Origin of the sequence: Streptomyces atratus, assembly GCF_900119365.1 — a bacterium.
GTDB lineage: Bacteria > Actinomycetota > Actinomycetes > Streptomycetales > Streptomycetaceae > Streptomyces > Streptomyces atratus_B.
Window position 1 is genome coordinate 82,665 of sequence record NZ_FPJO01000017.1, and the last position, 24,481, is coordinate 107,145.

The following is a 24,481-nucleotide window of genomic DNA, read 5'->3' on the forward strand; positions in this document are numbered from 1 at the left end:
ATTGCGACGAAGGTACCGTCGTCGGCCGAAAGCCGTCTGCCCCTGTGGAAAACTCACCCGGCGGCCTGTGGACAACGCCTCTGCGGCCTGCGGGCGACGATCCGCCCTGATCAGACAGCCAGACGGCTGGACGGTCAGACGCCGACGGTCTCTTCGATCTCCTCCTCGGTCCTGGCGGCGTGCTTCGACCCGTGAGTTCCGCCTGCCTCTACGGAACCGGCGACGGCATCGGTGCCGGCCGCTGCCACCCGCGCCGCGGCCTTCCGCCGCTTCGACTCGGACAGCCCCGCCAGACCCACCACGGCCAGGCCCGCCACGAACCAGAGCGCGAGCACCAGCACATGTCCGCCGAGCCCGTATCCGCCGAAGTACACATGACTGCGTACGCCCTCGACGAATCCCGCACCGTTCCAGAACGAGTGCAGCGAAGCGAAGAAGCCGGGCTGGAGTTCGGGCCGGAAGATGCCGCCGGAGCTGGTGAAGTTGAGCATCACGAACAGCACCATCAGGCCGAGCGTCGTCCAGCGCTTGAGGAAGGTGTGCAGTCCGACGCCGATCAGCAGGATGCCCGCCGAGTAGAGCCAGGCCATCGCCCACAGACCGCCGAGCCCATGGTCGACGAGACCGAACAGCGGCCCCGCGAACACGACCCCGATCACGCTCACCACCAGCGACGCGGCAACAGCCAGCGCGGCCCTGATCCGCAGCGCCAGCACGGCACCCGCGCCACCGATGACCGCGACCGATGCGTACGAGCCGATACTCACCGCGACCAGCAGGAAGAAGATGCCCTGCCCGGTCGGATCGCCGTCCGCTGTCGGTGCCGTGTCCGTCACCTTCAGCGGATGCCCCTTCTCGGCGGCGACCTTGGTGAACACCTTCTCGACCACCGTGGCGCTGGTGTCCGAGGACGCACTGGCCACGAGCAGCTCGGGGTGCTTCCCCGGCAGGTGGGCGCCGTAACTCGCCTGTGTCCTGAGGTGGTTCACCGCCGCGGCCCGGTCGGGAACGGTACGTACGCTCAGCGCCCCGTCGCTCTTGTCCTGCAGCGTCTGGGCGAGCACCTGCGCGCTCGGCCCCGACCCGACCACGTCCACCCGCAGATCGTGCGGCTCCGGGGCGTGGAAGGCCCCGAGGTAGGCAAGCCCCCATGCCGATGCACATCAGCAACGGCGTGACGAAATGCCCCAGCACATGGCGGAGAGCGGCGGCGGTGGAGCCGGTGGCGGCACTCGGGCCTGCGGACATGCGGAACACTCAAATAGTTGGCTTTTACAACTCATAATTCGTTGTAATATACAACTGAAACTCGAGATCCGCGAGACGGAAGGCGAAACAGTGCCGGGCACCCCCGAGGAACGCAATGAATCACTGGACGTCATCCAGCGCGAACTGACCGCCTTCGCACGCCGCGCACGGGCCGCCGCGGCCCGCCTCCACCCGGAGCTCCCCCTGGTCTCGTACACGCTGCTGGCACACATCGAGGACCAGCACGGCTGCCGCGCGACAGACCTGGCCGCGCACTACATGCTGGACAAATCGACGGTCAGCCGGCAGATCGGCACCCTGGAGAAGCTGGGACTGGTCGAGCGCCATCCGGACCCCGACGACCACCGGATCCAGGTGCTGCATCCCACGGCGGCCGGAACCCAAGCCCTCGCCTCCACCCAGGCCAGCCGCCGCATGGCCTACCAGGAACGCCTGGCGGACTGGACGGAGGAAGATCTCGCCCGGTTCGCGAAGTACCTGTTGCGCTACAACTCGGCAGGCGACACCGTCCCGCCCGCCCAACAGACACCCAAGGCCTGATCCACCCCTAAGCCCTCAGAAGCCCCACAAGCCCTGTACGACACCTATGACTCGTACGACCTCTCAGTCCCAAGACCTCGCAGGGCGCCTCGAATCAGACGTTTCACGTGAAACCAGAATCGGGAATCAGAACCCGGAATCAGAATCCCGAACCGGAACCGGAACCCGCGAGCCACGGAACGGGAGCCGGTTCCGGAACCGGGAACGAAGAAGCCCCACAGACCGTTGGCCTGTGGGGCTTCTCTCTTGTGCGCGAGGGGGGATTTGAACCCCCACGTCCCTAAGGACACTGGCACCTGAAGCCAGCGCGTCTGCCGTTCCGCCACTCGCGCAAGAGTGGTGTTTCCAGACTCTCTCACCGCTTGGTGCGATTGCCTGGCGACATGCGGAACATTAGCACGCTGGACAGGGTGGATTCACATCCGTTGTTTGACCGACCGACTGGGGGGAAGCGGGAACGCCGAGCGATCGCCCCCACTCCTCCTCTGTGCACCCCGGATACGGGACACTGTGAGGAGGCCGCCTCTACGATCCGTGTGAGAGGTGACACTCATCCACAGGGCAGACAAGGGGAACCAGCCGATTTCCCGACGCGTGGATACGATCAGTAAGCAGTACAGGGACGACAACAACGGAGGAGGTGCCCCATGGGAGTCATGAAGCGTTTCGAGCAGCGTCTCGAGGGTCTGGTCAACGGCACCTTCGCCAAGGTCTTCAAGTCCGAGGTCCAGCCGGTCGAGATCGCGGGAGCCCTCCAGCGCGAGTGCGACAACAACGCAACGATCTGGAACCGCGAGCGGACCGTCGTCCCCAACGACTTCATCGTCGAGCTCAGCACCCCCGACTACGAGCGACTCAGCCCGTACTCGGGCCAGTTGGGCGACGAACTCTCCGGGCTGGTCCGCGACTACGCCAAGCAGCAGCGGTACACCTTCATGGGCCCCATCAAGGTCCACCTGGAGAAGGCCGACGACCTCGACACCGGGCTCTACCGGGTACGCAGCCGCACCCTGGCGTCGAGTTCGTCACAGCAGGACCCCCAGGGCCACCAAGAACTGCAGGGCCAGCCTCCCTACCCGGGCCCGGGCCGGTCCGCGCAGCCCACCGGCGGCTACGGCTACCCTCCCAGCTCCGCCCCTCCCATGCCTGCGGCCCCGCCGCCGGGCGCCGGAAGGCCCGGAGCACCCAGCACCGACCGGCACCCGCCAGCCGGGCCCAGCCCCCTGCCGAACGCGCAGGTGCGACGCTGGATCGAGATCAACGGCACCCGCCATCAGATCTCCCGCCCGACGCTGGTGCTGGGACGCAGCACCGACGCCGACGTGCGGATCGACGACCCCGGCGTATCCCGTCGGCACTGTGAGATCCGGACCGGAACGCCCTCGACGATCCAGGATCTCGGATCTACCAACGGCATCGTGGTAGACGGGCAGCACACCACCCGCGCTACGCTCCGCGACGGCTCGCGGATCGTCGTGGGCAGCACCACCATCGTTTACCGGCAAGCCGAAGGGTGAAGCGGGGGCAATGTCAGAGCTGACCCTGACGGTCATGCGGCTAGGTTTCCTGGCTGTTCTGTGGCTGTTCGTGATCGTGGCCGTCCAGGTCATTCGCAGCGACCTGTTCGGAACGCGCGTCACGCAGCGCGGCTCACGCCGCACTGCGAACGACGCACGGCCTCCACAGGCACGCCAGAACGCTGCGGCACCGCCGCAGCAACGCCAGCAGCCGGGCCGCCAGCGCCGGGGAGCACCCACAAAGCTGGTCGTCTCCGAGGGCAGCCTCACCGGCACCACGGTGGCACTCCAGGGGCAGACCATCACGCTGGGCCGGGCGCACGATTCAACGATCGTGCTGGACGACGACTACGCGTCCAGCAGGCATGCCAGGATCTACCCCGACCGTGACGGCCAGTGGATCGTCGAGGATCTCGGGTCCACCAACGGCACGTATCTCGACCGGACCCGACTCACCACCCCGACACCAGTTCCGCTGGGCGCGCCGATCCGGATCGGCAAGACCGTCATCGAGCTGCGGAAGTAGTACGACAATGAGCGAGCGGAGCGAGCGAGCCGCGGCGGTCCGGGCAACGGACCCCGCCCGGCTCCCGACCGGAGGGTGGGCAGTGTGGCTCGAGACCGGCTGTACCCCGAGCCGACGGGAGAGGTGCGCATGAGTCTTTCCCTGCGCTTCGCCGCCGGATCGCACAAGGGCATGATCCGGGAGGGCAACGAGGACTCCGGCTACGCCGGACCGCGCCTTCTCGCCATCGCCGACGGCATGGGTGGCCAGGCAGCCGGCGAGGTCGCCAGCTCCGAGGTGATCTCCACGCTCGTCCAGCTCGACGACGACGTCCCGGGCTCGGACATCCTCACCTCGCTCGGCACGGCGGTCCAGCGGGCCAACGACCAGCTGCGCATGATGGTCGAGGAGGACCCCCAACTGGAGGGCATGGGCACCACGCTCACCGCCCTGCTCTGGACCGGCCAGCGCCTCGGCCTCGTCCACGTCGGCGACTCCCGCGCGTACCTGCTGCGCGACGGCGTACTCACCCAGATCACCCAGGACCACACCTGGGTGCAGCGGCTTGTCGACGAGGGCCGGATCACCGAGGAAGAGGCCACCACCCACCCGCAGCGCGCCCTGCTGATGCGCGCACTGGGCAGTGGCGACCACGTCGAACCCGATCTCTCCATCCGTGAGGTCCGGGTCGGCGACCGCTATCTGATCTGCTCCGACGGGCTGTCCGGCGTCGTCTCCCATCAGACGATGGAAGAGACACTCGCCAGCTACCAGGGCCCGCAGGAGACCATCCAGGAGCTGATCCAGCTCGCCCTGCGCGGCGGCGGCCCCGACAACATCACCTGCATCGTCGCCGACGTCCTCGACGTCGACAGCAACGACACTCTGGCCGCGCAGTTCAGCGACACCCCGGTCATCGTCGGCGCGGTCGCCGAGAACCAGGCCGCGCAGATGTCCGCCGCCGAGAGCACGGCCGCCATGCAGACCCCCGCCGGACGGGCAGCCGGCCTCGGCCGCCCCGTACCGCCGCCCGCGGGAGGCTTCGGCCCGCCCGGAAGCGGTGACGGCGGCGACTACGGTGGCATGCCCGACGGCTCCTTCGACGCGTACACCGACGACGACTTCGTCAAGCCCGGCGGCGGTCGCAAGTGGCTGAAGCGGTCCCTCTACTCCGTGCTGGCGCTCGCCGTCATCGGCGGCGGCCTCTACGGCGGCTACCGCTGGACGCAGAACCAGTTCTACGTAGGCGCGAAGAACGAACACGTCGCACTGTTCCGCGGCATCAGCCAGGACCTGGCCTGGGTCTCGCTCTCGAAGGTCGAGAAGGACCACCCCGAGATCGAACTCAAGTACCTCCCGGCCTACCAGCGCAAGCAGGTCGAGGCGACCATCGCCGAGGGCACCCTCACCGCCGCCCGCGACAAGATCGACGAACTCTCCGTCCAGGCGTCCGCCTGCAAGAAGAACGCCGAACGACGTGCCGCCGAGAAGGCCAGCGCCGACGAGGGCCAGGCACCGGGTACGGACGCTGCCAAGACATCCAGCGGCGCCAAGACGTCCGATGCCGCCAAGACCAAGCCGACCAAAACTCCCGCTCCTGGTCCCAGCCTCTCGGAGGAAGAGAAAAAGCTGGTCCCGCAGTGCGGTAAGCAGTAAGCCGTAGGGGGCCTTCAGCACCATGAGCGTTGTCACCAACACGACCACGATCGGCGCGATCGACGCACCGAGCCGTCGCAACACCGAACTGATGATGATGGGCTTCGCCATCGCCATCTCGGTGTTCGCCTACGCCAATGTCGGGCTCGCCATCGACGGCAAGCTCCCGTCCGGCATGTTCGGATACGGAGCGGGACTCATCCTGCTCGGCGGCGTCGCCCACCTCGTGGTACGCAAGTTCGCCCCGTACGCGGACCCGCTGCTGCTCCCGCTCGCCACCCTGCTCAACGGCCTGGGCCTGGTGCTGATCTGGCGGCTGGACCAGTCGCAGCGGCTGATCCAGCGTGCGGAGTATCTGTACGGGGAATACAGCCCGGACGCCCCCAAGCAACTGCTCTACTCGGCAATCGGCGTCGCTTTCTTCGTCGCCGTGCTGGTGATCCTCAAGGACCACCGCATCCTGCAGCGCTACACCTACATCTCGATGGCCGTGGCGCTGGTCCTGCTGATCCTGCCGATGTTCTTCCCGGCGGTGAACGGCGCGAAGATCTGGATCAGCCTCGGCCCGTTCACGATCCAGCCGGGGGAGTTCGCCAAGATCCTCATCGCAGTGTTCTTCTCCGGCTACCTCATGGTGAAGCGTGATGCACTGGCGCTGGCGAGCCGCCGCTTCATGGGGATGTACCTGCCGCGCGGACGCGATCTCGGACCGATCATCACCATCTGGGCCCTGTCGATCCTGATCCTGGTCTTCGAGACCGACCTCGGCACCTCCCTGCTGTTCTTCGGGCTCTTCGTGGTGATGCTCTACGTCGCCACCGAACGAACCAGCTGGATCGTCTTCGGCCTGCTGATGTCCGCGGTGGGCGCGGTGGGTGTGGCGTCCTTCGAGCCGCACGTGCAGTCCCGGGTGAATGCATGGCTCGACCCGTTCGCCAAGGCGACTATGGAGCAGAGCGACCAGATCGCCCAGTCACTGATGGCCTTCGGTTCCGGTGGCACGCTCGGCACCGGACTGGGCCAGGGTCACTCCGACCTGATCATGTTCGCCGCCAACGCCGACTTCATCCTCTCCACCGTCGCCGAGGAGCTGGGCCTGGCCGGGATGATGGCCATCCTGCTGATCTACGGCCTGATCGTCGAGCGGGGCGTCCGCACGGCGCTCGCCGCCCGCGACCCCTTCGGCAAGCTACTCGCCATCGGCCTGTCGGGAGCCTTCGCGATCCAGATCTTCGTGGTTGCCGGCGGTGTCATGGGGCTCATCCCGCTCAGCGGTATGACCATGCCGTTCCTCGCGTACGGCGGTTCGTCCGTGCTGGCCAACTGGGCGCTGATCGCCATCCTGATCAGGATCAGCGACACCGCTCGCCGCCCGGCACCGGCACCCGCACCGTCCCCCGACGCCGAGATGACCCAGGTGGTCCGACCGTGAACAAGCCCCTGCGCCGGATCGCGATCTTCTGCGGCATCCTCATCCTCGCCCTGCTCGTACGGACCAACTACTTGCAGTACGTCCGTGCCGACGAACTGAACAGCCGCGACGAGAACCGCCGCGTCCGCATCGAGCGTTACGCCCACGAGCGCGGCAACATCATCGTCGACGGCAATCCGGTCACCGGGTCCGTCGAGACCAAGGGCAGCGACTTCAAGTACAAGCGGGTCTGGAAGAACGGCGCCATGTGGGCGCCCGTCACCGGATACTCCTCGCAGGCCTTCGACGCCTCGCAGCTGGAAAGCATCGAGGACGGCATCCTCACGGGCAACGACGACCAGCTCTTCTTCGACCGCACCCTCTCGATGTTCACCGGCGGGAAGAAGCAGGGCGGCAATGTCGTCACCACCCTGAACGGCGCCGCGCAGAAGGCCGCGTTCAAGGGGCTCGGCAGCAAGAAGGGCGCCGTGGCCGCGCTCGACCCGCAGACCGGCGCCATCCTGGCCCTGGTGAGCACCCCGTCGTACGACCCGTCGGTCTTCGCGGGCAACTCCGACAAGGACAGCAAGGCCCGGCAGAAGCTCCTTGCCGACAAGGACAAGCCGATGCTCAACCGGGCATTGCGCGAGACCTACCCGCCCGGCTCGACCTTCAAGGTCGTCACCGCTGCCGCGGCCCTTGAGAACGGGCTGTACAAGGGCATCGACGACAAGACGAACTCCCCGCTGCCCTGGCGGCTCCCGCTGACCACCGGCAACCTCGACAACGAGGGCAACATCCCGTGCGAGAACGCCTCGCTCCGGGAAGCGCTGCGGTGGTCCTGCAACACCGTCTTCGGCAAGATCAGCGACGATCTCGGCAACCAGAAGATGATCGACGAGGCCAACAAGTTCGGCTTCAACGAGGAGATCTTCACCCCGGTACGCGCCGACGCCAGCGTCTACCCCAAGGACAACCGGCCGCAGAACGCCATGGCCGGCATCGGCCAGGCGTCCAACCGCGCCACCCCGCTCCAGATGGCGATGGTCGCCGCGGCCGTCGCCAACGACGGCAAGCTGATGCAGCCGTACATGGTCGCCGAGCGCCAGGCCCCCAACCTCGACGTGATCTACACCCACGAGAAGGAACAGTTCAGCCAGCCCCTCTCGGGTGAGAACGCGCAGAAGCTCCAGCAGATGATGGAGACCGTCGTCAAGAAGGGCACGGGAACCAATGCCCTCATCAACGGCGTCACTGTCGGCGGCAAGACCGGTACCGCCCAGCACGGCCTGAACAACAGTGAGAACCCGTACGCCTGGTTCATCTCGTACGCAAAGACCGACAGCGGCTCCCCGGTCGCCGTCGCCGTGGTCGTCGAGGACAGCCAGGCCAACCGCGACGACATCTCCGGTGGCGGCCTGGCCGCCCCGATCGCGCGGGACGTGATGAAGGCGGTCATCGACAGCAAGAAGTGACGCCCATCACATCGGGTGCCATACCTGCACATCGGGATACCGGTCAGATATCAGGTCCGGACTCCAGGCCGATCAGGTAGTGCGCGGCCGGTAGCGTATGCGCGAGCAGCACACCGCCGGACCACACACCGGTGCGGTCGGGACTGACGGAGAGGGCTGGAACTGTTATGGAAGAGCCGCGTCGCCTCGGCGGCCGGTACGAGCTGGGCTCGGTGCTCGGCCGTGGTGGCATGGCCGAGGTCTACCTCGCACACGACACCCGGCTCGGCCGCACCGTAGCCGTGAAGACGCTCCGGGCCGATCTGGCCCGCGATCCGTCGTTCCAGGCCCGGTTCCGCCGTGAGGCCCAGTCCGCCGCCTCGCTCAACCACCCGGCGATCGTCGCCGTCTACGACACCGGCGAGGACTACGTCGACGGGGTCTCCATCCCGTACATCGTGATGGAGTACGTCGACGGGTCGACGCTCAGGGAACTCCTGCACTCCGGCCGCAAGTTGCTGCCCGAGCGCACCCTTGAGATGACCGTCGGCATCCTCCAGGCGCTGGAGTACTCGCACCGCGCCGGCATCGTCCACCGCGACATCAAACCGGCGAACGTCATGCTGACGCGCACCGGTCAGGTCAAGGTCATGGACTTCGGTATCGCCCGCGCCATGGGCGACTCCGGAATGACGATGACGCAGACCGCCGCCGTCATCGGCACCGCCCAGTACCTCTCCCCGGAGCAGGCCAAGGGCGAGCAGGTCGACGCGCGTTCCGACCTCTACTCGACCGGCTGCCTGCTCTACGAGCTGCTGACGGTCCGACCGCCCTTCATCGGGGACTCACCGGTCGCGGTCGCCTACCAGCACGTACGGGAAGAGCCGCAGAAGCCCAGCAACTTCGACCCCGAGATCACGCCCGAAATGGACGCGATCGTGTTGAAGGCCCTGGTCAAGGACCCCGACTACCGCTACCAGTCGGCCGACGAAATGCGCGCCGACATCGAGGCCTGCCTCGACGGCCAGCCGGTCGCCGCCACCGCGGCGATGGGTGCGGCCGGTTACGGCGGCTACGACGGATACGGCAACGACCAGCCGACCACCGCACTGCGCGCCGCCGACCAGAACGGCGCACCCACGTCCATGCTGCCCCCGGTCAACCCGGACGACGGCGGCTACGGCTACGACGACCGGCCGGACCGCCGTCGCCAGAAGAAGAGCAACACCTCGACGATCCTGCTGATCGTCGCGGGCGTCCTGGTGCTGATCGGCGCGATCCTGATCGGCAGGTCGGTCTTCAGCAGCACCAACGACAGCAACCAGGTCGATGTGCCGAACATGGTCGGCTCTACCGTGGAGGAAGCACAGAAGCTCGCGGAGCACTCCGACGTCGTCCTGAAGATCGGCTCGCGCGAACCGTGCGAGGAGCAGCCCAAGGGCAAGATCTGCAGCCAGACGCCGACCTCGGACGAAGAGATGGACAAGAAGGACACCGTCACGGTCGTCGTCTCCACCGGCGCCCCGAAGGTCGACGTCCCGGACGTCGTGGAGAAGACCGAGGCGACCGCCCGCAAGGACCTCGAGGCCAAGGGCTTCACGGTGAAGGTCACCTCGGTCGAGTCCGGCAAGACCGCGGGCACGGTCATCACGCAGAACCCCGCGGGCAACTCGAAGGCCGAGAAGAACTCCGAAGTCACGATCACGGTCGCCAAGCAGGCCACCCAGAAGGTGCCGAACGTCGCCGACCGGGACTACGACGCCGCCGTGGCCCAGCTCAATGGCCTGGGCTTCACGAATGTCTCCAGGACCGACGTCGATTCGGAGAAGCCCGCGAACCAGGTGATCAGCCAGACACCGCTCGCCGACTCGATGCAGCCGCTGACGGCCCAGATCGTGCTGACGGTCTCGAAGGGCCCGCAGCAGCCGGAACAGACCACAGTTCCCGATCTGCAGGGCAAGACACTCGCTGAGGCGAAGGCCCTGCTTGCCCAGGCGGGTCTGCAGCTCGGTCAGGTGCAGGGGCCAACTGACGACAAGGCGAAGATCGTCGCCTTCCAGCCCCTCTCGGGACAGCCGGTCGACAAGAACAGCGCGGTCAACGTCCAGACCATGCCGGGCGGCGGAGACGGCAACATCTTCGGTGGCCCATCCGGCTCACGCCGGCACTGACCCCGAGTCGCACCGACCGCCATCGGACCCCGGCACCTCACAGTGCCGGGGTCCTTTGCTGTGCCCGCCACGAAATATCCGGTGCATACCGCATATATATCCGTAAACCGATCACGTCTTCATATGTGGCAATTCGTTGATCCGGTGGGGCGGAGCATCGGACTCCGGCCGTACCGCTGAGTGGGCAGAAGGGCAGAAGCATGTTCACCGAGGCAGTTCTCCTGGAGTCGAGGACCTCCTGGAGGCCTGGAGCGCGGGCGCGAAACTGCAAGTACTCAAGTAGGAGCCAGGGACCAGGACTGCGGAGGGCCCGAAGTCGCAAGGATTGGCTGCGGCTTCGGGCCCGACTCGTCGTATCGGCTAGCGCAGCTCCGCCGGCTTCGTACGGTCCTTGTCCACCTTCTCCGTGCGTACCAACTCGCCCCACACGATGTAGCGGTACTTCGACGTGTAGACCGGCGTGCAGGTCGTCAGCGTGATGTAGCGGCCGGGCTTCTTCGCGCCCGATCCCTTCGGTACCGCCTGGAGGACGTCGACGTTGTACTTCGACGTCTCGGGAAGCTCCTCGAAGACCTTGTAGACGTACCAGGTGTCCTTGGTCTCGAAGACGACCGCGTCCCCGGTCTTCACCTTGTCGATGTTGTGGAACTTGGCGCCGTGTCCGTCACGGTGGGCGGCCAGGGTGAAGTTGCCCTTCTTGTCCCACGGAAGGTCCGACTTCACCGGGTCCGTGTAGTAGCCCGCGGTTCCGTTGTTGAGGTTCTCGGTGTCGGTGCCCTTCTTGACCAGCACCTCGCCGTTCTTCATCGACGGGACGTGGAGGAAGCCGATGCCGTCCTTCGTGTCCAGCGCGCCCGGGCCGCCCGCCCAGCGGTCGCGGACGGTGTGGCCCTGCTTGGTGGCCTCACGGTCGGCGAGGACATTCGTCCACCAGAGGGAGTAGACGACGAAGAGCCCCAGCACCAGGCCCGCGGTGATCAGCAGTTCGCCGAAAACGCTGACCACGGTCGCGACGGGATGGCGGCCCCGGCGCCGGGGCGGGGGCGCGGACTCGCCGGTTCGCTCTTCGTGCTCGGTCCTCGCTGTCACCGCACCCGTCCCTGTCGTGATGATGATTCAGCCCACGAGCGCGTCGGGCTTCCCCTTGCTGCGCGGTCGTTCGTCGACCATCTTGCCCCAGACGATCAAACGGTACGTACTCGTGAATTCCGGCGTACAGGTCGTCAGAGTGAGGTACCGGCCCGGCCCGGTGAACCCGGAACCCTGCGGCACGGGATCGATCACCGAGACGTTGGACGGCGACGTCTGCGGCAGGGTCTTCGTCGTCTTGTACGTGTAGTACGCGTCCTGCGTCTCGACCACGATCAGGTCGCCGGGGTTCAGCCGGTTGATGTAGCGGAACGGCTCACCGTGTGTGTTGCGGTGACCGGCCAGGGCGAAGTTGCCCTGCTTGGCCGACGGCATCGCGGTGCGGAGCGCGCCCTCTCCGTAGTGACCGATCATGCCCCGGTCGAGGACCTTCTCCTTGCTGATGCCCTCGGCGATCGGAGCGACCACGTCCAGCTTGGGGATGTGGATGATGGCAAACCCCTGCCCCGCTTCGAACACACCGGGGTTGCGGTCGCCCTTCGCCCAGTCGTCCTGGATCTTGTGCGTCTCCTTGCCGGCGTACTGATCGGCGCGCACATTCGTCCACCACAGCTGATACGTGACGAACAGCAGCATCAGCACACCGAGCGTGATGAACAGCTCTCCGGTGACCCGGCTGGCCACCACGGCCGGGCTGTCCTTGGCCGCGCGCGCCGCACGCCGTGCCTCGACGCGTGACATCGGCTTGTCGGCCTGCGTGGCGGCCGTGGCTGCGGTGTCCGGCCGCTGTTCGGCATGGTGGCGGCCCCGCCCCTTGGCGGCGCGGCGGCGTTCGGCGCGGCCTCCGGTGCGCGGTTCCGGATCGGTGCCTTCGGAGTCCGGTTCGGATTCCCGGAAGCTCTCCGCATCGCCCGCCTGATCCGGTTCGAGGCCCGTCCGCAGGCCGATCGTCTCGTCGTCGAGCGGGAAGGGAAGGGGCGCGGGCTGCACCCGGGTCCCCGGTACGGGGGCCGAAGCAGGGGCCGGAGCGGGGGCCCGTACGGGGGCCGGAGCGGGCGTCTGCTGCCCGTACCAGTCCCGTTCGAACCCTTCGGGGTCGTACCACTCCCGCGGAGCCCCCTCGGGGCTCTGCACCCCCTGTGGCGCCCGCGCCTGTGCCTGTGCCGGAGGCTCTGCCTGCGCTGGAGACTCTGCCTGTGCCTCGGATGTCTCGGCCGGGATGTTGTCCGCCCTGAACCACGGCGAGGCGTGTCGCCCCGGCAGCGGATCGTTCAACGGGTCCGCCAGCCGGTCGACCGCCGCCTCGAACGCGCCTGCGGCCTCGTACGCTCCTTGCTCGTACGGGCCGTCCTGTCCGGCGTCGTGTTCGGGGCGGAGTGCGGTCACGCGACGGCCTTGCCCACCACCGGCGCGAGCCCCGCCGACCTCGCGACGGCCCCCGTGTCGCCGCACTGTGCCAGCCAGTTGGCCAGCATCAGGTGCCCATACTCGGTCAGCACCGACTCCGGATGGAACTGCACGCCCTCCACCGGCAGTTCACGGTGGCGCAGCCCCATGATGATGCCGTCGGCAGTCCGCGCCGTCACCTCCAGCTCCGCCGGGACTGTGTCCGGTTCAGCGGCGAGCGAGTGGTAGCGGGTCGCGGTGAACGGGGACGGCAGGCCGGCGAAGACCCCCGCTCCCTCATGGGTCACCGGCGAGGTCTTGCCGTGCAGCAGCTCCGGGGCGCGGTCCACCACGCCGCCGTACGCCACCGCCATCGACTGCATCCCCAGGCAGACCCCGAAGACCGGGACGCCCGTCGCCGCGCAGTGGCGCACCATCTCGACGCAGACGCCCGCCTGCTCCGGGGTGCCGGGACCGGGCGACAGCAGGACACCGTCGAAGCCGTCCTGGGCGTGCGCCGTGGTCACCTCGTCGTTGCGCAGCACTTCGCATTCGGCGCCGAGCTGGTAGAGGTACTGGACGAGGTTGAAGACAAAGCTGTCGTAGTTGTCCACGACGAGAATGCGGGCACTCACTGGCCGGCCTCCGTCCCGGTCGAGCCGTCGACCGTCACATCGCCGAACGGAAGCAGCGGTTCCGCCCAAGGGAAGACGTACTGGAAAAGCGCGTAGACGACGGCCAGCACCAGCACGAGCGAGATGAGCGCACGCACCCATGCGTTGCCCGGCAGATGCCGCCAGATCCAGCCGTACATGCTGTCCCCTCCATTCGGTACGGGACCAGACTAAAGGGCGGGGGCAGGAGCGTGGGTCAGCTGTGGAAAGCTGCCGGCTTGCCTTCGGTCACAGGCTGGGTGGCGTCGAGGTGCGCCCAGGCGATCAGCCGGTGGCTGCTGCCCCATTCGGGGTCGCAGGTGGTCAGCGTCAGATAGCGGCCCGGCCCGTCGAAGCCGGACTTGCGGGGTACGGGATCGATGACCCCGATGTCGCTCGGCACCGTCCGGTAGGGCTTCTTGTCGATGCGGTACGTGAACCACGTCGTCCCGTCCGTCAGCACCACCGCGTCTCCCGGACGCAGCTTCGGGAAGTCCTTGAACGGATCCCCGTAGGTACGGCGGTGTCCGGCCACCGCGAAATTGCCGGTCGCACCGAGGCGGGCGGTCCCTGTGTAGTGGCCGAGGCCCTTCTGTAAGGTCCTGACCTCGGTGTTCTCCAGGACGGGCCACTCCCAGCCTTTGCCGAAGCGGGGTATGTACAGCATCGCGAACGGCTTGCCGTCCCGGTACGCGGCGGGGGCTGGGGGCTCTTTCGAAGACCCCGATGGATTCGACCTCGGGGAGACCTGCGGCCCCGGAGAGGACACCGCCCCCTGCGCCCACCGGCTGCGCAGGGAGTCGATCTGCCCCTCGGTGGCGTCGGCCGCCTTCACCCCGGTCCAGAACAGCACGTACACCACAAAGAGCACGATCAGGGCACCGACGGTGATGCAGAGTTCGCTGAACGTCCTGACGATCAGTCGCACCGACACCTGGCCGGCCTCCCCACAGCCGCTCGCTACTACTTCACCGGCTCCGCATAGTGGAGGTCCACTGTGCCCGAGTAGCCGGGAAGAGTCACCGCCTCGTGCTCGTCGACTTTCCAGCCGAGCCCGTACGCCTTCACGTACAACAGGTAGTTGCTGATCGCCGGGGAGTTGTTGAGCGCCTGCTTGAGCTTGCCCGGGTCGCCGACCGCGGTGATCTTGTACGGCGGGGAGTAGACCCGGCCCTGGAGGATCAGGGTGTTGCCGACGCAGCGCACCGCACTGGTGGAGATCAGCCGCTGGTCCATGACCTGGATGCCCCGGGCACCGCCCTGCCAGAGGGCATTGACGACCGCCTGCAGGTCCTGCTGGTGAATGACCAGGTCATTGGGTTGCGGGTCGGGGTAGCCGGGGTTGGCGGTGGCGTTGGGCGGGGCGTCGTCGAGCGTGACGCTCACCGAGTGGCCGGTGAGCTTCGTGGTGCCGCCGTCCCGCTCCAGCTCCTTGAGCCGGGCGTCCTCCGCCTCGGTGCTGCCGTCGTCCCGCCGGACGAGGGCGTCGATGTCCTTGCGCACGGCCGCGGTGGTCTCGTCCAGCTGGGCGTTCTTGTTGCTGCGCTGCTGGATGAGATCGGAGAGCTTCAGCAGCGAGGAGTCGGTGCGGATATTGGTGCCCTTGGCCGTGTTGGCACTGGTCACGAAGATCAGCCCGGCGAGCGCGAAGACGGCAGCGGTGAGCACACGGGCCGGGTGCCGGAAGTTGCGCCGGACGGACCCTTGGGGGGAGTCGGCAGAATTGCTCAACGTACCCTTATCTCCTTCGGCGCCAGGGAAGCACTACGCTAACGGACGCCCGAGGGAGGCAGCATTCCCCCTCGAGCCCGCCCCGGCGCCAGCCACAGTTCCCTGCGCGGTCACGCAGCGCATCGACAGGAGAGTTCCTCGTGCCGAAGTCACGTATCCGCAAGAAGGCCGACTTCACGCCCCCTCCGGCGAAGCAGGCAACCAACATAAAGCTGACCAGCCACAGCTGGGTGGCGCCGGTGATGCTGGCGCTCTTCCTGATCGGTCTGGCCTGGATCGTCGTCTTCTATGTGACCGACGGCGACCTGCCGATCAAGGACCTCGAGAACTGGAACATCGTCGTCGGGTTCGGCTTCATCGCCGGCGGCTTCGGTGTCTCCACGCAGTGGAAGTAGTACCGCGGCGCTCGTAGGTGCACAGCGGGCCCCTGTCCCGCAAGCCTTGCCCCGAGTTACCCACAGCGTTATCCACAGGCGGGGGAAAAGGTCAGACGATCTGTGGATAACTCCCGGTCGGTTGACGCCGATGTGACTACAGTCTCCCCCATCGAGAGATGGCACGCCCCTTGTCCTGACTGGAAAAACCCAGCTCAGCGACAAGGGGCACAGTTGTTCGCACAGAATGCACAAGATCCGGCACCCGCTGTGGACAACTCCGACTGTGGACAACCGGCCCGGGGACGATGCCCGCTCAGGTCAGCGCGGCCGTTCTGGCGACGACCACAAAAATCACGGCCGCCAGGACCAGGGCGCAGGTGCCGTACTGCACCAGTGCGCGCCGCTCGCGGGGTGCGTGGACCATGCCGATCGCGATCAGCGTGCCCGCGATCAGGCCGCCGACATGTGCCTGCCAGGCGATTCCGCCCCAGGGGTTGAAGGTGATGACCAGGTTCACCGCGAGCAGCGCGAAGACCGGGCGCATGTCGTAGTTGAGCCGGCGCATGAGCACGGCGGTGGCGCCCAGCAGTCCGAAGATCGCCCCGGAGGCTCCGAGCGAGCCCTGCACGGGCGCGGAGAGCCAGTAGGTGAGGGCGCTGCCGGCCAGGCCGGAGATCATGTAGAGCGTGAGATAGCGGGCGCGGCCGAGCGCCCCTTCCAGCGGCCCGCCGAGCCACCACAGCCCCAGCATGTTGAACGCGATGTGCCACACCTCCTGGTGCAGGAACATCGATGTCACCAGTCGGTACCACTGGCCCTCCGCGACGCCTTCGAGCGGACCACCGTAGTGGGTCGTGGCGCGGCCGAGCAGCATCAGCTCGTCGACCAGCGTGGTGCCCCTCGCCAGCACCGCGAGGTACACGGCGACGTTGATGCCGAGCAGGATCTTGGTGACGAGGCGGGGATCGGCGGTGATGCTGCCGCCCGCGACGGTGCGCGGCTGATTGGCGGCCGGGCCGTGTCCCGTGCCCGATCCCTGGCGTACGCAGTCCGGGCACTGGAAGCCGACCGAGGCATTGATCATGCACTCGGGGCAGATCGGGCGGTCGCAGCGGGTGCAGCGGATGTTCGCCTCGCGACCGGGGTGGCGGTAGCAGCTGAGCGAGCCGTCCGCGGCGGCCGGCTGGTCCGTGCCTCCCGGCGGCTGCCGGTCCATCGGTCCCATCGCTTCCCGGTCCCTTCGGTCCTCGTCATGGCGGGCACGGGCACGCACAACGCCGCCCTGCTCGTCCGCTATGTATCAGTACGGACGGGCAGGGCGGTTGGTTCCCGAACGGACAATCAGCGTGTGATCGGCCGATGACCGCGGGTGATCAACGCGTCTCGATGACGACCGACTCGATCACGACGTCCTGCACCGGGCGGTCGGTGCGGGCGTTGGTCGGGGTGGCGGCGATGGCATCCACGACCTTCTTGCTGGCCTCGTCGGTGACCTCGCCGAAGATGGTGTGCTTGCCGGTCAGCCAGGCGGTCGGCGAAACGGTCACGAAGAACTGCGAGCCGTTGGTGCCCGGACCCGCGTTGGCCATGGCCAGCAGGTACGGCTTGTTGAAGCTGAGGTCGGGATGGAACTCGTCCACGAACTCGTACCCCGGGCCACCGGTGCCGTTGCCCAGCGGGTCGCCGCCCTGGATCATGAAGCCGCTGATGACGCGGTGGAAGACGGTGCCGTCGTACAGCTTGTCCGTCGACTTCTCACCGGTCTCGGGGTGCGTCCACTCACGCTCGCCCTTGGCGAGCTCCACGAAGTTCTTGACCGTCTTGGGCGCGTGGTTCGGCAGGAGCCGGATCTCGATGTCGCCCTGGTTGGTCTTCAAGGTGGCGTAAAGCTGCTCGGCCACGATCTGCCTTCCGTAAGTCTTCAGTGACGTCCGACGATCCTCGCACGGACGTCGCGTCCCGGCCGTTCGGCCGCCGTCGGCGAACGCGTGGCGCTCACCCTCCCGCCCCGTTCCGCGCTTCGCGCGGAGCCGCCGCTTCCGTGCCGCTCCCCGCAGGAACAAATGCGGCCAAGTGCGTGACGCAGCGGCGCGGGCTGGAGCGAACCGTGGCATTGTCGTCGGCAAGCTCCCTTTGCACCGCACTGCCCGCAGGTGTCGCTCATGACCTGAATAACCCGGATGCCCGCCCCGCATGCCATACAGGGCTCCGGCGGGCATGATCTCGAAATGGGTGGAAAGGCGGAGTGTCTACCCGCCACCAAGGAGGAGGATCCCGTGACCCGCATCGACAGCGTGCGCGCCGCAACCGACTCGGCGAAGGACAGCGTGCAGCACGCCGCGGAAGTGGTGGCGCCCTACGCCGACACGGCCAAGGACCAGGCCGCACATCTCGCGCACGAGGCCCGCACGCGGCTCGCGCCGAAGGTGTCCAAGGCGGCCCAGCAGGCCCGCGTCCAGTACGACGCGCATCTGGCACCACGTATCGAACTGGCCCTCACCCATGTGCCGCCCAAGGTCGACGAGGCCGGCCGGCGCGCCGCCCTCCACACCCGCCGGGCGGCCCGTACCGCCGCGGACTTCACGGTGCCGCGGGTCGAGCACGCGATGGCCATTGCCCAGCCCGTGGCCGAGGAGGCCACGGCCCGCAGCGCCGCCGCGCTGGCCGCGCTGCGCGGACAGGTCACGGCGGAGGAGATCCGCCGGCTGGCCAGAAAGCACGAACGGCGGGCGAAGGCCGGGCGGCTGTTCAAGGGGCTCGTCGTGGTCGGCCTCGTGGCCGGCGGCGCCTACGCCGCCTGGCGGTGGTGGGACAGGCAGGCCAACCCCGACTGGCTGGTCGAACCGCCCGCTGCCACGGAGGTCTCCGACCGTGCACCGCTGACCTCGGTCGACGGCAGCGGCCCGGCCCCGCTCGACCCCGAGGTCCGGGCCGAGCAGGACAAGTCGGAGGCCGACGGCCCGGAGGGCACGGACGGCACCGGCCCGGACGACCGCCGCTGAGCCGGCTCCCGGACGACCGCCGCGAAAACAGGCGACAGCACGCAAAACCCCCTCCGACCGTGTTTGTGCCGGTCGGAGGGGGTTTGTGTGTGGAGCCTAGGAGATTCGAACTCCTGACATCTGCCTTGCAAAGGCAGCGCTCTACCAACTGAGCTAAGGCCCCGAAAAACGGACAGCCCCGGACGCTTCAGCGCCTTGGCCACCGCCGCAGACCAGAGTACCGGGTACTCCCCGGAATCCTGCAAAAAGATGGGGTCTCCCGGTCGGCGACCACTCTCCGTAAGATGCTCGACGAGGTTCGCAGCAGCGAAGCCGCAGCGAAGGGGAGACGCCATGGACGCAGCGCAGCAAGAGGCAACGGCAAGGGCCAGGGAGCTTCAGCGCAGTTGGTACGGAGAGCCTCTCGGAGCGCTCTTCCGCCGGCTGATCGATGATCTCGGCCTGAACCAGGCCCGGCTCGCCGCTGTCCTCGGGCTGTCCGCCCCCATGCTCTCCCAGCTGATGAGCGGCCAGCGGGCGAAGATCGGCAATCCCGCGGTCGTCCAGCGCGTCCAGGCGCTCCAGGAACTGGCCGGGCAGGTCGCGGACGGCAGCGTCAGCGCGGGCGAGGCCACCGACCGCATGGAAGAGGTCAAGAAGTCCCAGGGGGGCTCCGTCCTCACCGGCACCGGCCAGACCTCGAACACCGGCGGCGCCCCCACCGTCCGGCGCGTGGTCCGCGAGATCCAGTCGCTGCTGCGGTCGGTCGCGGCCGCCGGTGACATCATCGATGCCGCCGACTCGCTCGCCCCGACCCACCCGGAACTGGCAGAGTTCCTCAAGGTGTACGGCGCGGGGCGCACCGCGGACGCGGTGGCGCACTACGAGGGACACCAGAGCTAGGGCCTTTCGTCCGGATCGGGCCGGGCACTACCTCCGAAGGCCGACCGTGGGCCGAAACAGGAACTGGGAGCGGGCGCAGCGCAATGGGTGAGGTCTTCGCCGGTCGGTACGAACTGATCGATCCGATCGGACGTGGTGGAGTCGGCGCCGTCTGGCGGGCCTGGGACCACCGGCGCCGCCGCTACGTGGCGGCCAAGGTCCTCCAGCAGAGCGACGCGCACACGCTGCTGCGCTTCGTCCGCGAGCAGGCGCTGCGGATCGAGCATCCGCATGTGCTCGCGCCCGCCAGCTGGGCCGCGGACGACGACAAGGTCCTGTTCACCATGGATCTGGTGAGCGGCGGTTCGCTGGCCCATGTCATCGGCGACTACGGGCCGTTGCCGCCCCGTTTCGTCTGCACGCTCCTCGACCAGCTGTTGTCCGGGCTGTCCACGGTGCACGCGGAGGGCGTCGTGCACCGGGACATCAAACCGGCCAACATCCTGATGGAGGCGACCGGAACCGGACGACCGCATCTGCGGCTGTCCGACTTCGGGATCTCCATGCGCAAGGGAGAGCCGCGTCTCACCGAGACCAACTATGTGGTGGGAACGCCCGGTTACTTCGCTCCCGAGCAAATGATGGGCGCGGAGCCCGACTTCCCCGCGGACCTGTTCGCGGTCGGTCTTGTCGCGCTGTATCTGCTCCAGGGCAGGAAGCCCGACGCGCAGGCGATCGTCGAGCACTTCGCCTCGTACGGCACGCCGTCCGCCCCGGAGGGGATCCCCGAGCCGTTGTGGCAGGTCCTCGCGGGGCTGCTGCAGCCGGATCCGCAGGCCCGGTTCCGTACGGCCACGGGTGCGCGCAAGGCGCTGACGGCCGCGGTCGAGATGCTGCCGGAGCCCGGAGCCGAGGACGAGCCGGTCGAGGTCTTCGATCAAATCGGGCCGCTGCCGCCCGGTTTCGGCCCCGCAGGACCGATCACGGCCCCCGTTCAGAGCCCCCAGAGCCCGCAGAACGTCCAGAACCCGCAGAACGTCCAGGAAGCCCAGCCGGGTCAGGCGTCGGCCCAGCAGCCCGTACAGCAGCCGTACGCCCAGCCGCCGGTCCCCATGTCGGAGACGGGCAGCTTCCACCTCCCGCCGCCTCCGCAGCAGCCCACGCCGCCGCCCCAGCAGGCTCAGCCGGACGCGGCCTCCCCCTACGCCGCTCCCGTCCCCGCTCCCGCGCCGAATCCCTCGCAGGCGCCCACGGCCGCCGTGCAGCACGAACCCGCCCTCACCCGCGCGTACACCGTCGGGCAGCCGCAGGCTCCCGCCGCCGCGCCCGGCGCGGGGGTGTCCCCGCACGGCCCGGCGGCCGCCGGGGCGCGGGCGCCGCAGAGACGTCCGGGGCCGTCCCCGAAGGTGGCGGTCCCGGTGCTGGTGGTGGCGCTGATCTGTTTCGCGGTGGGCATCTGGGCGCTGACCCAGAGCTGAACCCGGTCGTCCCTGGCCCCTGCCGTACGGGGCCCGGGATCCGCCCCGGCTACCAGGCCTGCGGCGGGCCTCCGTACGGCTGCGCGTCGGCGGACGGGCCCGCCGGGGCGGTGCTCGCGGCGCGGCGCCGGGCCAGCAGCGTCCACACCCCGAGCCCGAGCACCAGCACCGAACCCGCGCCGATCCCGGCCACGCCGACCGCCTTCATCCTGTCGCTCCTGGCCGCCTGCGGGGCCGCCTGGCCCTCCCTCGCCATGTCCCTGTCGTCCTGCGTGACCGAGAAGATCCCGGCGTCCCCCGTGTACGGCGAATTCCCGGCCTTCCCCTCGACCTTGATCTTCAGGGTCAGCGGAATCGCCTTGTCGCCGTACGACTTCGCGACCTGCGGGCTGAGTGTCACCGACAGGTAGTACCAGCCGGCGAACCGCATCGCGCTGACGCTGCCGGTGGAGTCGTAGCGGTTCTCGTACGCCACCGGGGGCAGCGGATCCAGCGACACGGACGCGGACTTGCCGGAGTACGACAGCGGCGTCGCGGAATCGACATGGCCGTGCGCCGGGTTGTCGAGGGAGAGCGCGAGCGCGTTGCCGATGAAATCGTCCGAGGCGTTGTTGTTGCTCAGGTCCGCGGTGGCGAAGATCTGCTGGCCCCAGTCCACCGGCACCCGGTAGAAGAGGGTCTGCCCCGGCTTGATGCCGTCCTTCTCCTGCCACTCGCCGGTCTCCAGACCGGTCGCGTCGTGGTAGCTGGTACCGCCCGACCGCTTCTGCGGGGCGGCGATGGGCGGCACGGGCGAGGCCGACGGCCAGTCCTCCGGCGCGTCGGTCGGCATCGAACCGGCCGATTTCAGCTGCGGCTCCGACTCGTAGCGCAGCTCCAGGTCCCACTCGTCGGGGGCCGAGGTCTCCTTGCTCTCCCGCTCGATCAGGACGTTGTACGTGCCGGCCTCCTGGCAGGTGCTGCTGCCCTTCTCCATGATCCGGTAGGCGTACGTGGCGATCGGACGGGCGAACTCCGCCGATTCGAACCGCGCGTCCTCGGAACTGCACTGCATGTCCGTGGTGTCGCGGATGCTGACCGTGATGCCGTCCCCGTAGGCGACCTGACCGCCGCCCCTGGGCACGGCCACCGCCGAGACGTATGCGTTGGTCCTCGCGTCGAGGTTGAGGCGGTAGTAGAGCTTCTCACCGGGCTTGATCGAGCTCTTGTAGACCGATCCGGGCGTCAGCGCCGACGCCTCCGTGCTGGCCTCCGTACCGACGACCTTCTTCGCCCCGGGATCGAAGGTGTACGCGGCGGGCTCCCCGGCCGCGAACGCCTGCCCCGGCAGCGCCGCCGCCGCGCACATCGCCGCGACCGCGGCCAGCGCCACCCGGCCCCTGCTGCGCTGCCTCATCACGCGCTTCCCCTCGTCGTCTGTGCGGCCCGCCCGCGACGCCCGCGTACGAACACGAGCCCCGCGAGCACCACCATGGCGCCCGCCCCGGCAGCGACCGCGATGCCGGTCCATCCTGCCCCGCCCGTACCGCTGCTGTCTTCGACCCTGATCGAATTGCCCTTCTTGTCCGCCTTCTTGGCCGCGGCGGGGGCGTGGTGCTCGGGGCCGGCCAGCTCGTCGCCGAGGACCGACACCCGCAGCACCACACCGATCCGCCGGTTCTCCGCGATGTCCGCGGCCCGCGCCCCCAGCGTCACCGAGATATAGAAGTCGCCGCCGGCGTGCACGGCCCGGACATGGGAGGCGTTCTCGTAGCGATTGGTCCAGGCGACCGGCACACCGCCCATCCCGATCGCCGCCGGACGGCCGCTGTACAGCGTCGTCGGGGTGAACTCGCCACCCCCGGTGAGCGGGAACCGGGCGGGGGTGAACAGCTGCGTCGCCCCGTACGAGTACGTGGAGGCGCCGCGCTCCACCGTGGGCGCGTTCGCGAACTCCACGTCGTAGCGCACCTGCTGGCCCCAGCCGGCCGGGACCTTGTACCAGAGGGTCTGCGACGGAAGGATCCGGTCGCGCCACACGCCCCGGCCGATCTCCTCGGCATCGTTGAAGCCGGTGCCGCCGCGTACGTCGCGAGGGTCGCCGGAGGGTGGTACGGCGCCCTTGCCGCCCTTGCCGTACTCCGGCTGCGACTGGGCGGGCGTGACACCCTTCGCCAACGGCGCCTCCACCCCATGGACGAGTTCGAGCGGCCAACGCGCCGCGTCGGAGCCCTTCTTGCTCTCCCGCTCGACCACCAGCCAGTACCGCCCCGCCCGGTCGCAGGGGTGGGTGCCCCGCACGGTGGGGATTCGGGCGATCGCCGAGGTCAGCGGGGTCGCGCCCTCCTTCTGGGAGAAGCGCGCGGTCTCCGACCCGCAGGAACTGTCAGTGCCGTACGCGATGCTGGTACGCATCGCGTCGAAGGTGTCGAGGGCGGCCCCGGGCTGCGGCACCGCCGTGGCCGAGAAGTCCGCCGTCGAGACGGCGTCCAGATCGACGGCGTAATACCGCTTCTCGCCCGGCCCGATGGTGTCGAGGTACTGCCCCGGCGCGAGCACGGGCGCCCCCGAACCCGTCGCCGTGCCCGCGATCGGTTCGCCCCTGAACCGGTAGCCGTCCGCGGAGAGTTGGGACGCCCGCTGCAGCTGCCTGGCCAGCGAATCGGCGTCCGGTGCCTCGTAGTAGCGGCCGTTGCCCGCCGCCGCGACGCATTCGAGCTGCTCGCGGGCCGCGCCCTCCACCTGGAAGCCCACGGTGTCGATCCGCAGCCCGATACCCTCCTTGCCGAGCTGTTCGGCGACCTCGCATGGCCGTGGCGCACCGCAGGTGTCCTCGCCGTCGGAGATCAGCAGGATCGTGTGCGCACCGATGGCGCCGCCCGAGGGCCGCGGAAGGTCCTCGGCGGCCTTCCGCAGCGAGAGGCCGATGGGTGTGTCGCCCCGGGGCCGTACGGCCGCCACGGCCCGCTTCACGGCCGCCCGGCCGAGCGCGGACACCGGCCGCACGAGCCTGGTGTCCGTACAGCCCCGGGCGCGGTCGGCGCCGTACACCCGCGGTCCGGTCGGATACCCGTCGGGAAGGCCGTCGACGACGGTTCCGACGGCCTCGCGGGCACTCTCCATCCGGGTGCGCCCCGTGCCGTCGTCGTCCCCATGGAGCCGGACGAGTCGAGGACCATGACCAGGCTGCCGTTCGGACCGGCTCCGGATGGCTCGGTCGCACTGTCCGCGGGCGCCGCCGCGGCCGGCATCGCGCCCGCCACCAGGGCGAGCAGCGCCCCGCCGATCCATGCCCCCACGCCCGCGCCATGGCGGTGGTGGTCCCGTGCCTTCACCCGTGCCCCCTCGAACAAAACCCGGCAGTTTTGCTCAAGCAACGTATTGATTTGCTCAGGTGAACTC

Annotated in this window: 20 protein-coding genes, 2 tRNA genes and 2 pseudogenes; 11 read left to right on the forward strand and 13 right to left on the reverse strand. The window is 68.5% G+C overall.

What is annotated here, in order from left to right:
* Nucleotides 1–134 precede the first annotated feature (134 nt).
* Nucleotides 135–1,248: pseudogene (locus tag BT364_RS25365) on the reverse strand (hypothetical protein).
* 90 nt (nucleotides 1,249–1,338) lie between these two features.
* Between BT364_RS25365 and BT364_RS25370 the strand changes: the two are divergent.
* Entirely contained in the window at nucleotides 1,339–1,809 is a 471-nt protein-coding gene (locus BT364_RS25370) for a MarR family winged helix-turn-helix transcriptional regulator (RefSeq protein WP_072487554.1), read from the forward strand.
* 249 nt (nucleotides 1,810–2,058) lie between these two features.
* Here the strand turns inward: BT364_RS25370 and BT364_RS25375 are convergent.
* A tRNA-Leu gene (locus BT364_RS25375) sits at nucleotides 2,059–2,141 on the reverse strand.
* Between the two features lie 315 nt (nucleotides 2,142–2,456).
* Here BT364_RS25375 and BT364_RS25380 point away from each other — a divergent pair.
* The 6 genes from BT364_RS25380 to pknB all read left to right on the forward strand — a co-directional run bounded on the left by BT364_RS25380 (nucleotide 2,457) and on the right by pknB (nucleotide 10,523).
* A complete protein-coding gene (locus tag BT364_RS25380; protein ID WP_072487555.1) occupies nucleotides 2,457–3,326 on the forward strand; it encodes an FhaA domain-containing protein in 870 nt (289 codons plus the stop codon).
* 10 nt (nucleotides 3,327–3,336) lie between these two features.
* On the forward strand, nucleotides 3,337–3,852 hold the full coding sequence (locus BT364_RS25385; RefSeq protein ID WP_072487556.1) for an FHA domain-containing protein FhaB/FipA: 516 nt from the start codon (nucleotides 3,337–3,339) through the stop codon (nucleotides 3,850–3,852).
* A gap of 129 nt (nucleotides 3,853–3,981) precedes the next feature.
* Nucleotides 3,982–5,487, forward strand: a complete 1,506-nt coding sequence (locus tag BT364_RS25390; protein ID WP_072487557.1) for a Stp1/IreP family PP2C-type Ser/Thr phosphatase — start codon at nucleotides 3,982–3,984, stop codon at nucleotides 5,485–5,487.
* Nucleotides 5,488–5,509: 22 nt separating this feature from the next.
* A complete protein-coding gene (locus BT364_RS25395) occupies nucleotides 5,510–6,919 on the forward strand; it encodes an FtsW/RodA/SpoVE family cell cycle protein (protein WP_072487558.1) in 1,410 nt (469 codons plus the stop codon).
* Entirely contained in the window at nucleotides 6,916–8,373 is a 1,458-nt protein-coding gene (locus BT364_RS25400) for a penicillin-binding transpeptidase domain-containing protein (RefSeq protein ID WP_072487559.1), read from the forward strand. The genes BT364_RS25395 and BT364_RS25400 overlap by 4 nt, the downstream gene beginning before the upstream one ends.
* A gap of 167 nt (nucleotides 8,374–8,540) precedes the next feature.
* Nucleotides 8,541–10,523 (forward strand): Stk1 family PASTA domain-containing Ser/Thr kinase, encoded by a 1,983-nt coding sequence (gene pknB / locus BT364_RS25410; protein ID WP_072487560.1) that lies wholly within the window; start codon nucleotides 8,541–8,543, stop codon nucleotides 10,521–10,523.
* Between the two features lie 360 nt (nucleotides 10,524–10,883).
* On the opposite strand, the gene BT364_RS25415 is transcribed toward pknB, so the two are convergent.
* The 6 genes from BT364_RS25415 to BT364_RS25440 are packed head-to-tail and all read right to left on the reverse strand — an operon-like array spanning nucleotide 10,884 to nucleotide 15,382.
* Nucleotides 10,884–11,612, reverse strand: coding sequence for a class E sortase (locus BT364_RS25415; protein ID WP_072487561.1), 729 nt, complete (start codon nucleotides 11,610–11,612; stop codon nucleotides 10,884–10,886).
* A gap of 27 nt (nucleotides 11,613–11,639) precedes the next feature.
* Entirely contained in the window at nucleotides 11,640–12,998 is a 1,359-nt protein-coding gene (locus BT364_RS25420) for a class E sortase (protein ID WP_072487562.1), read from the reverse strand.
* Nucleotides 12,995–13,633 carry an aminodeoxychorismate/anthranilate synthase component II gene (locus BT364_RS25425; protein ID WP_072487563.1) on the reverse strand — a complete coding sequence of 213 codons (639 nt, stop codon included), beginning with the start codon at nucleotides 13,631–13,633 and terminating at the stop codon, nucleotides 12,995–12,997. The genes BT364_RS25420 and BT364_RS25425 overlap by 4 nt, the downstream gene beginning before the upstream one ends.
* Nucleotides 13,630–13,812: a hypothetical protein gene (locus BT364_RS25430; protein WP_072487564.1), complete on the reverse strand. Its 183-nt coding sequence runs from the start codon at nucleotides 13,810–13,812 to the stop codon at nucleotides 13,630–13,632. Before BT364_RS25430 ends, BT364_RS25425 begins: the two co-directional genes overlap by 4 nt.
* Before the next feature lie 56 nt (nucleotides 13,813–13,868).
* On the reverse strand, nucleotides 13,869–14,585 hold the full coding sequence (locus tag BT364_RS25435) for a class E sortase (RefSeq protein ID WP_072487565.1): 717 nt from the start codon (nucleotides 14,583–14,585) through the stop codon (nucleotides 13,869–13,871).
* 29 nt (nucleotides 14,586–14,614) lie between these two features.
* The gene (locus tag BT364_RS25440) at nucleotides 14,615–15,382 is read right to left on the reverse strand and encodes a DUF881 domain-containing protein (RefSeq protein WP_072487566.1); all 768 of its coding nucleotides are present in this window, start codon (nucleotides 15,380–15,382) and stop codon (nucleotides 14,615–14,617) included.
* Nucleotides 15,383–15,522: 140 nt separating this feature from the next.
* Here BT364_RS25440 and crgA point away from each other — a divergent pair, with 140 nt between their 5' ends.
* A complete protein-coding gene (gene crgA / locus BT364_RS25445) occupies nucleotides 15,523–15,777 on the forward strand; it encodes a cell division protein CrgA (RefSeq protein WP_072487567.1) in 255 nt (84 codons plus the stop codon).
* A 295-nt stretch (nucleotides 15,778–16,072) separates the two neighbouring features.
* Here crgA and BT364_RS25450 read toward each other — a convergent pair whose 3' ends face one another.
* Both BT364_RS25450 and BT364_RS25455 read right to left on the reverse strand, forming a co-directional pair.
* The gene (locus BT364_RS25450) at nucleotides 16,073–16,975 is read right to left on the reverse strand and encodes a rhomboid family intramembrane serine protease (protein WP_072487568.1); all 903 of its coding nucleotides are present in this window, start codon (nucleotides 16,973–16,975) and stop codon (nucleotides 16,073–16,075) included.
* A 157-nt stretch (nucleotides 16,976–17,132) separates the two neighbouring features.
* A complete protein-coding gene (locus BT364_RS25455) occupies nucleotides 17,133–17,660 on the reverse strand; it encodes a peptidylprolyl isomerase (RefSeq protein ID WP_072487569.1) in 528 nt (175 codons plus the stop codon).
* 375 nt (nucleotides 17,661–18,035) lie between these two features.
* On the opposite strand from BT364_RS25455, the gene BT364_RS25460 reads away from it, so the two are divergent.
* Complete coding sequence (locus BT364_RS25460; RefSeq protein ID WP_072487570.1) at nucleotides 18,036–18,761, forward strand: DUF5324 family protein; 726 nt, start codon at nucleotides 18,036–18,038, stop codon at nucleotides 18,759–18,761.
* Nucleotides 18,762–18,851: 90 nt separating this feature from the next.
* On the opposite strand, the gene BT364_RS25465 is transcribed toward BT364_RS25460, so the two are convergent.
* Nucleotides 18,852–18,924 (reverse strand) — tRNA-Ala (locus tag BT364_RS25465).
* 170 nt (nucleotides 18,925–19,094) lie between these two features.
* Between BT364_RS25465 and BT364_RS25470 the strand changes: the two genes are divergently transcribed.
* Entirely contained in the window at nucleotides 19,095–19,643 is a 549-nt protein-coding gene (locus tag BT364_RS25470; protein WP_072487571.1) for a helix-turn-helix domain-containing protein, read from the forward strand.
* An 83-nt stretch (nucleotides 19,644–19,726) separates the two neighbouring features.
* Nucleotides 19,727–21,100 carry a serine/threonine protein kinase gene (locus BT364_RS25475; RefSeq protein ID WP_072487572.1) on the forward strand — a complete coding sequence of 458 codons (1,374 nt, stop codon included), beginning with the start codon at nucleotides 19,727–19,729 and terminating at the stop codon, nucleotides 21,098–21,100.
* Nucleotides 21,101–21,149: 49 nt separating this feature from the next.
* Here BT364_RS25475 and BT364_RS25480 read toward each other — a convergent pair whose 3' ends face one another.
* The gene (locus tag BT364_RS25480; protein ID WP_177328219.1) at nucleotides 21,150–22,496 is read right to left on the reverse strand and encodes a hypothetical protein; all 1,347 of its coding nucleotides are present in this window, start codon (nucleotides 22,494–22,496) and stop codon (nucleotides 21,150–21,152) included.
* Nucleotides 22,496–24,330, reverse strand: a pseudogene (locus BT364_RS25485) (vWA domain-containing protein). Before BT364_RS25485 ends, BT364_RS25480 begins: the two are co-directional and overlap by 1 nt.
* Between the last annotated feature and the right edge of the window lie 151 nt (nucleotides 24,331–24,481).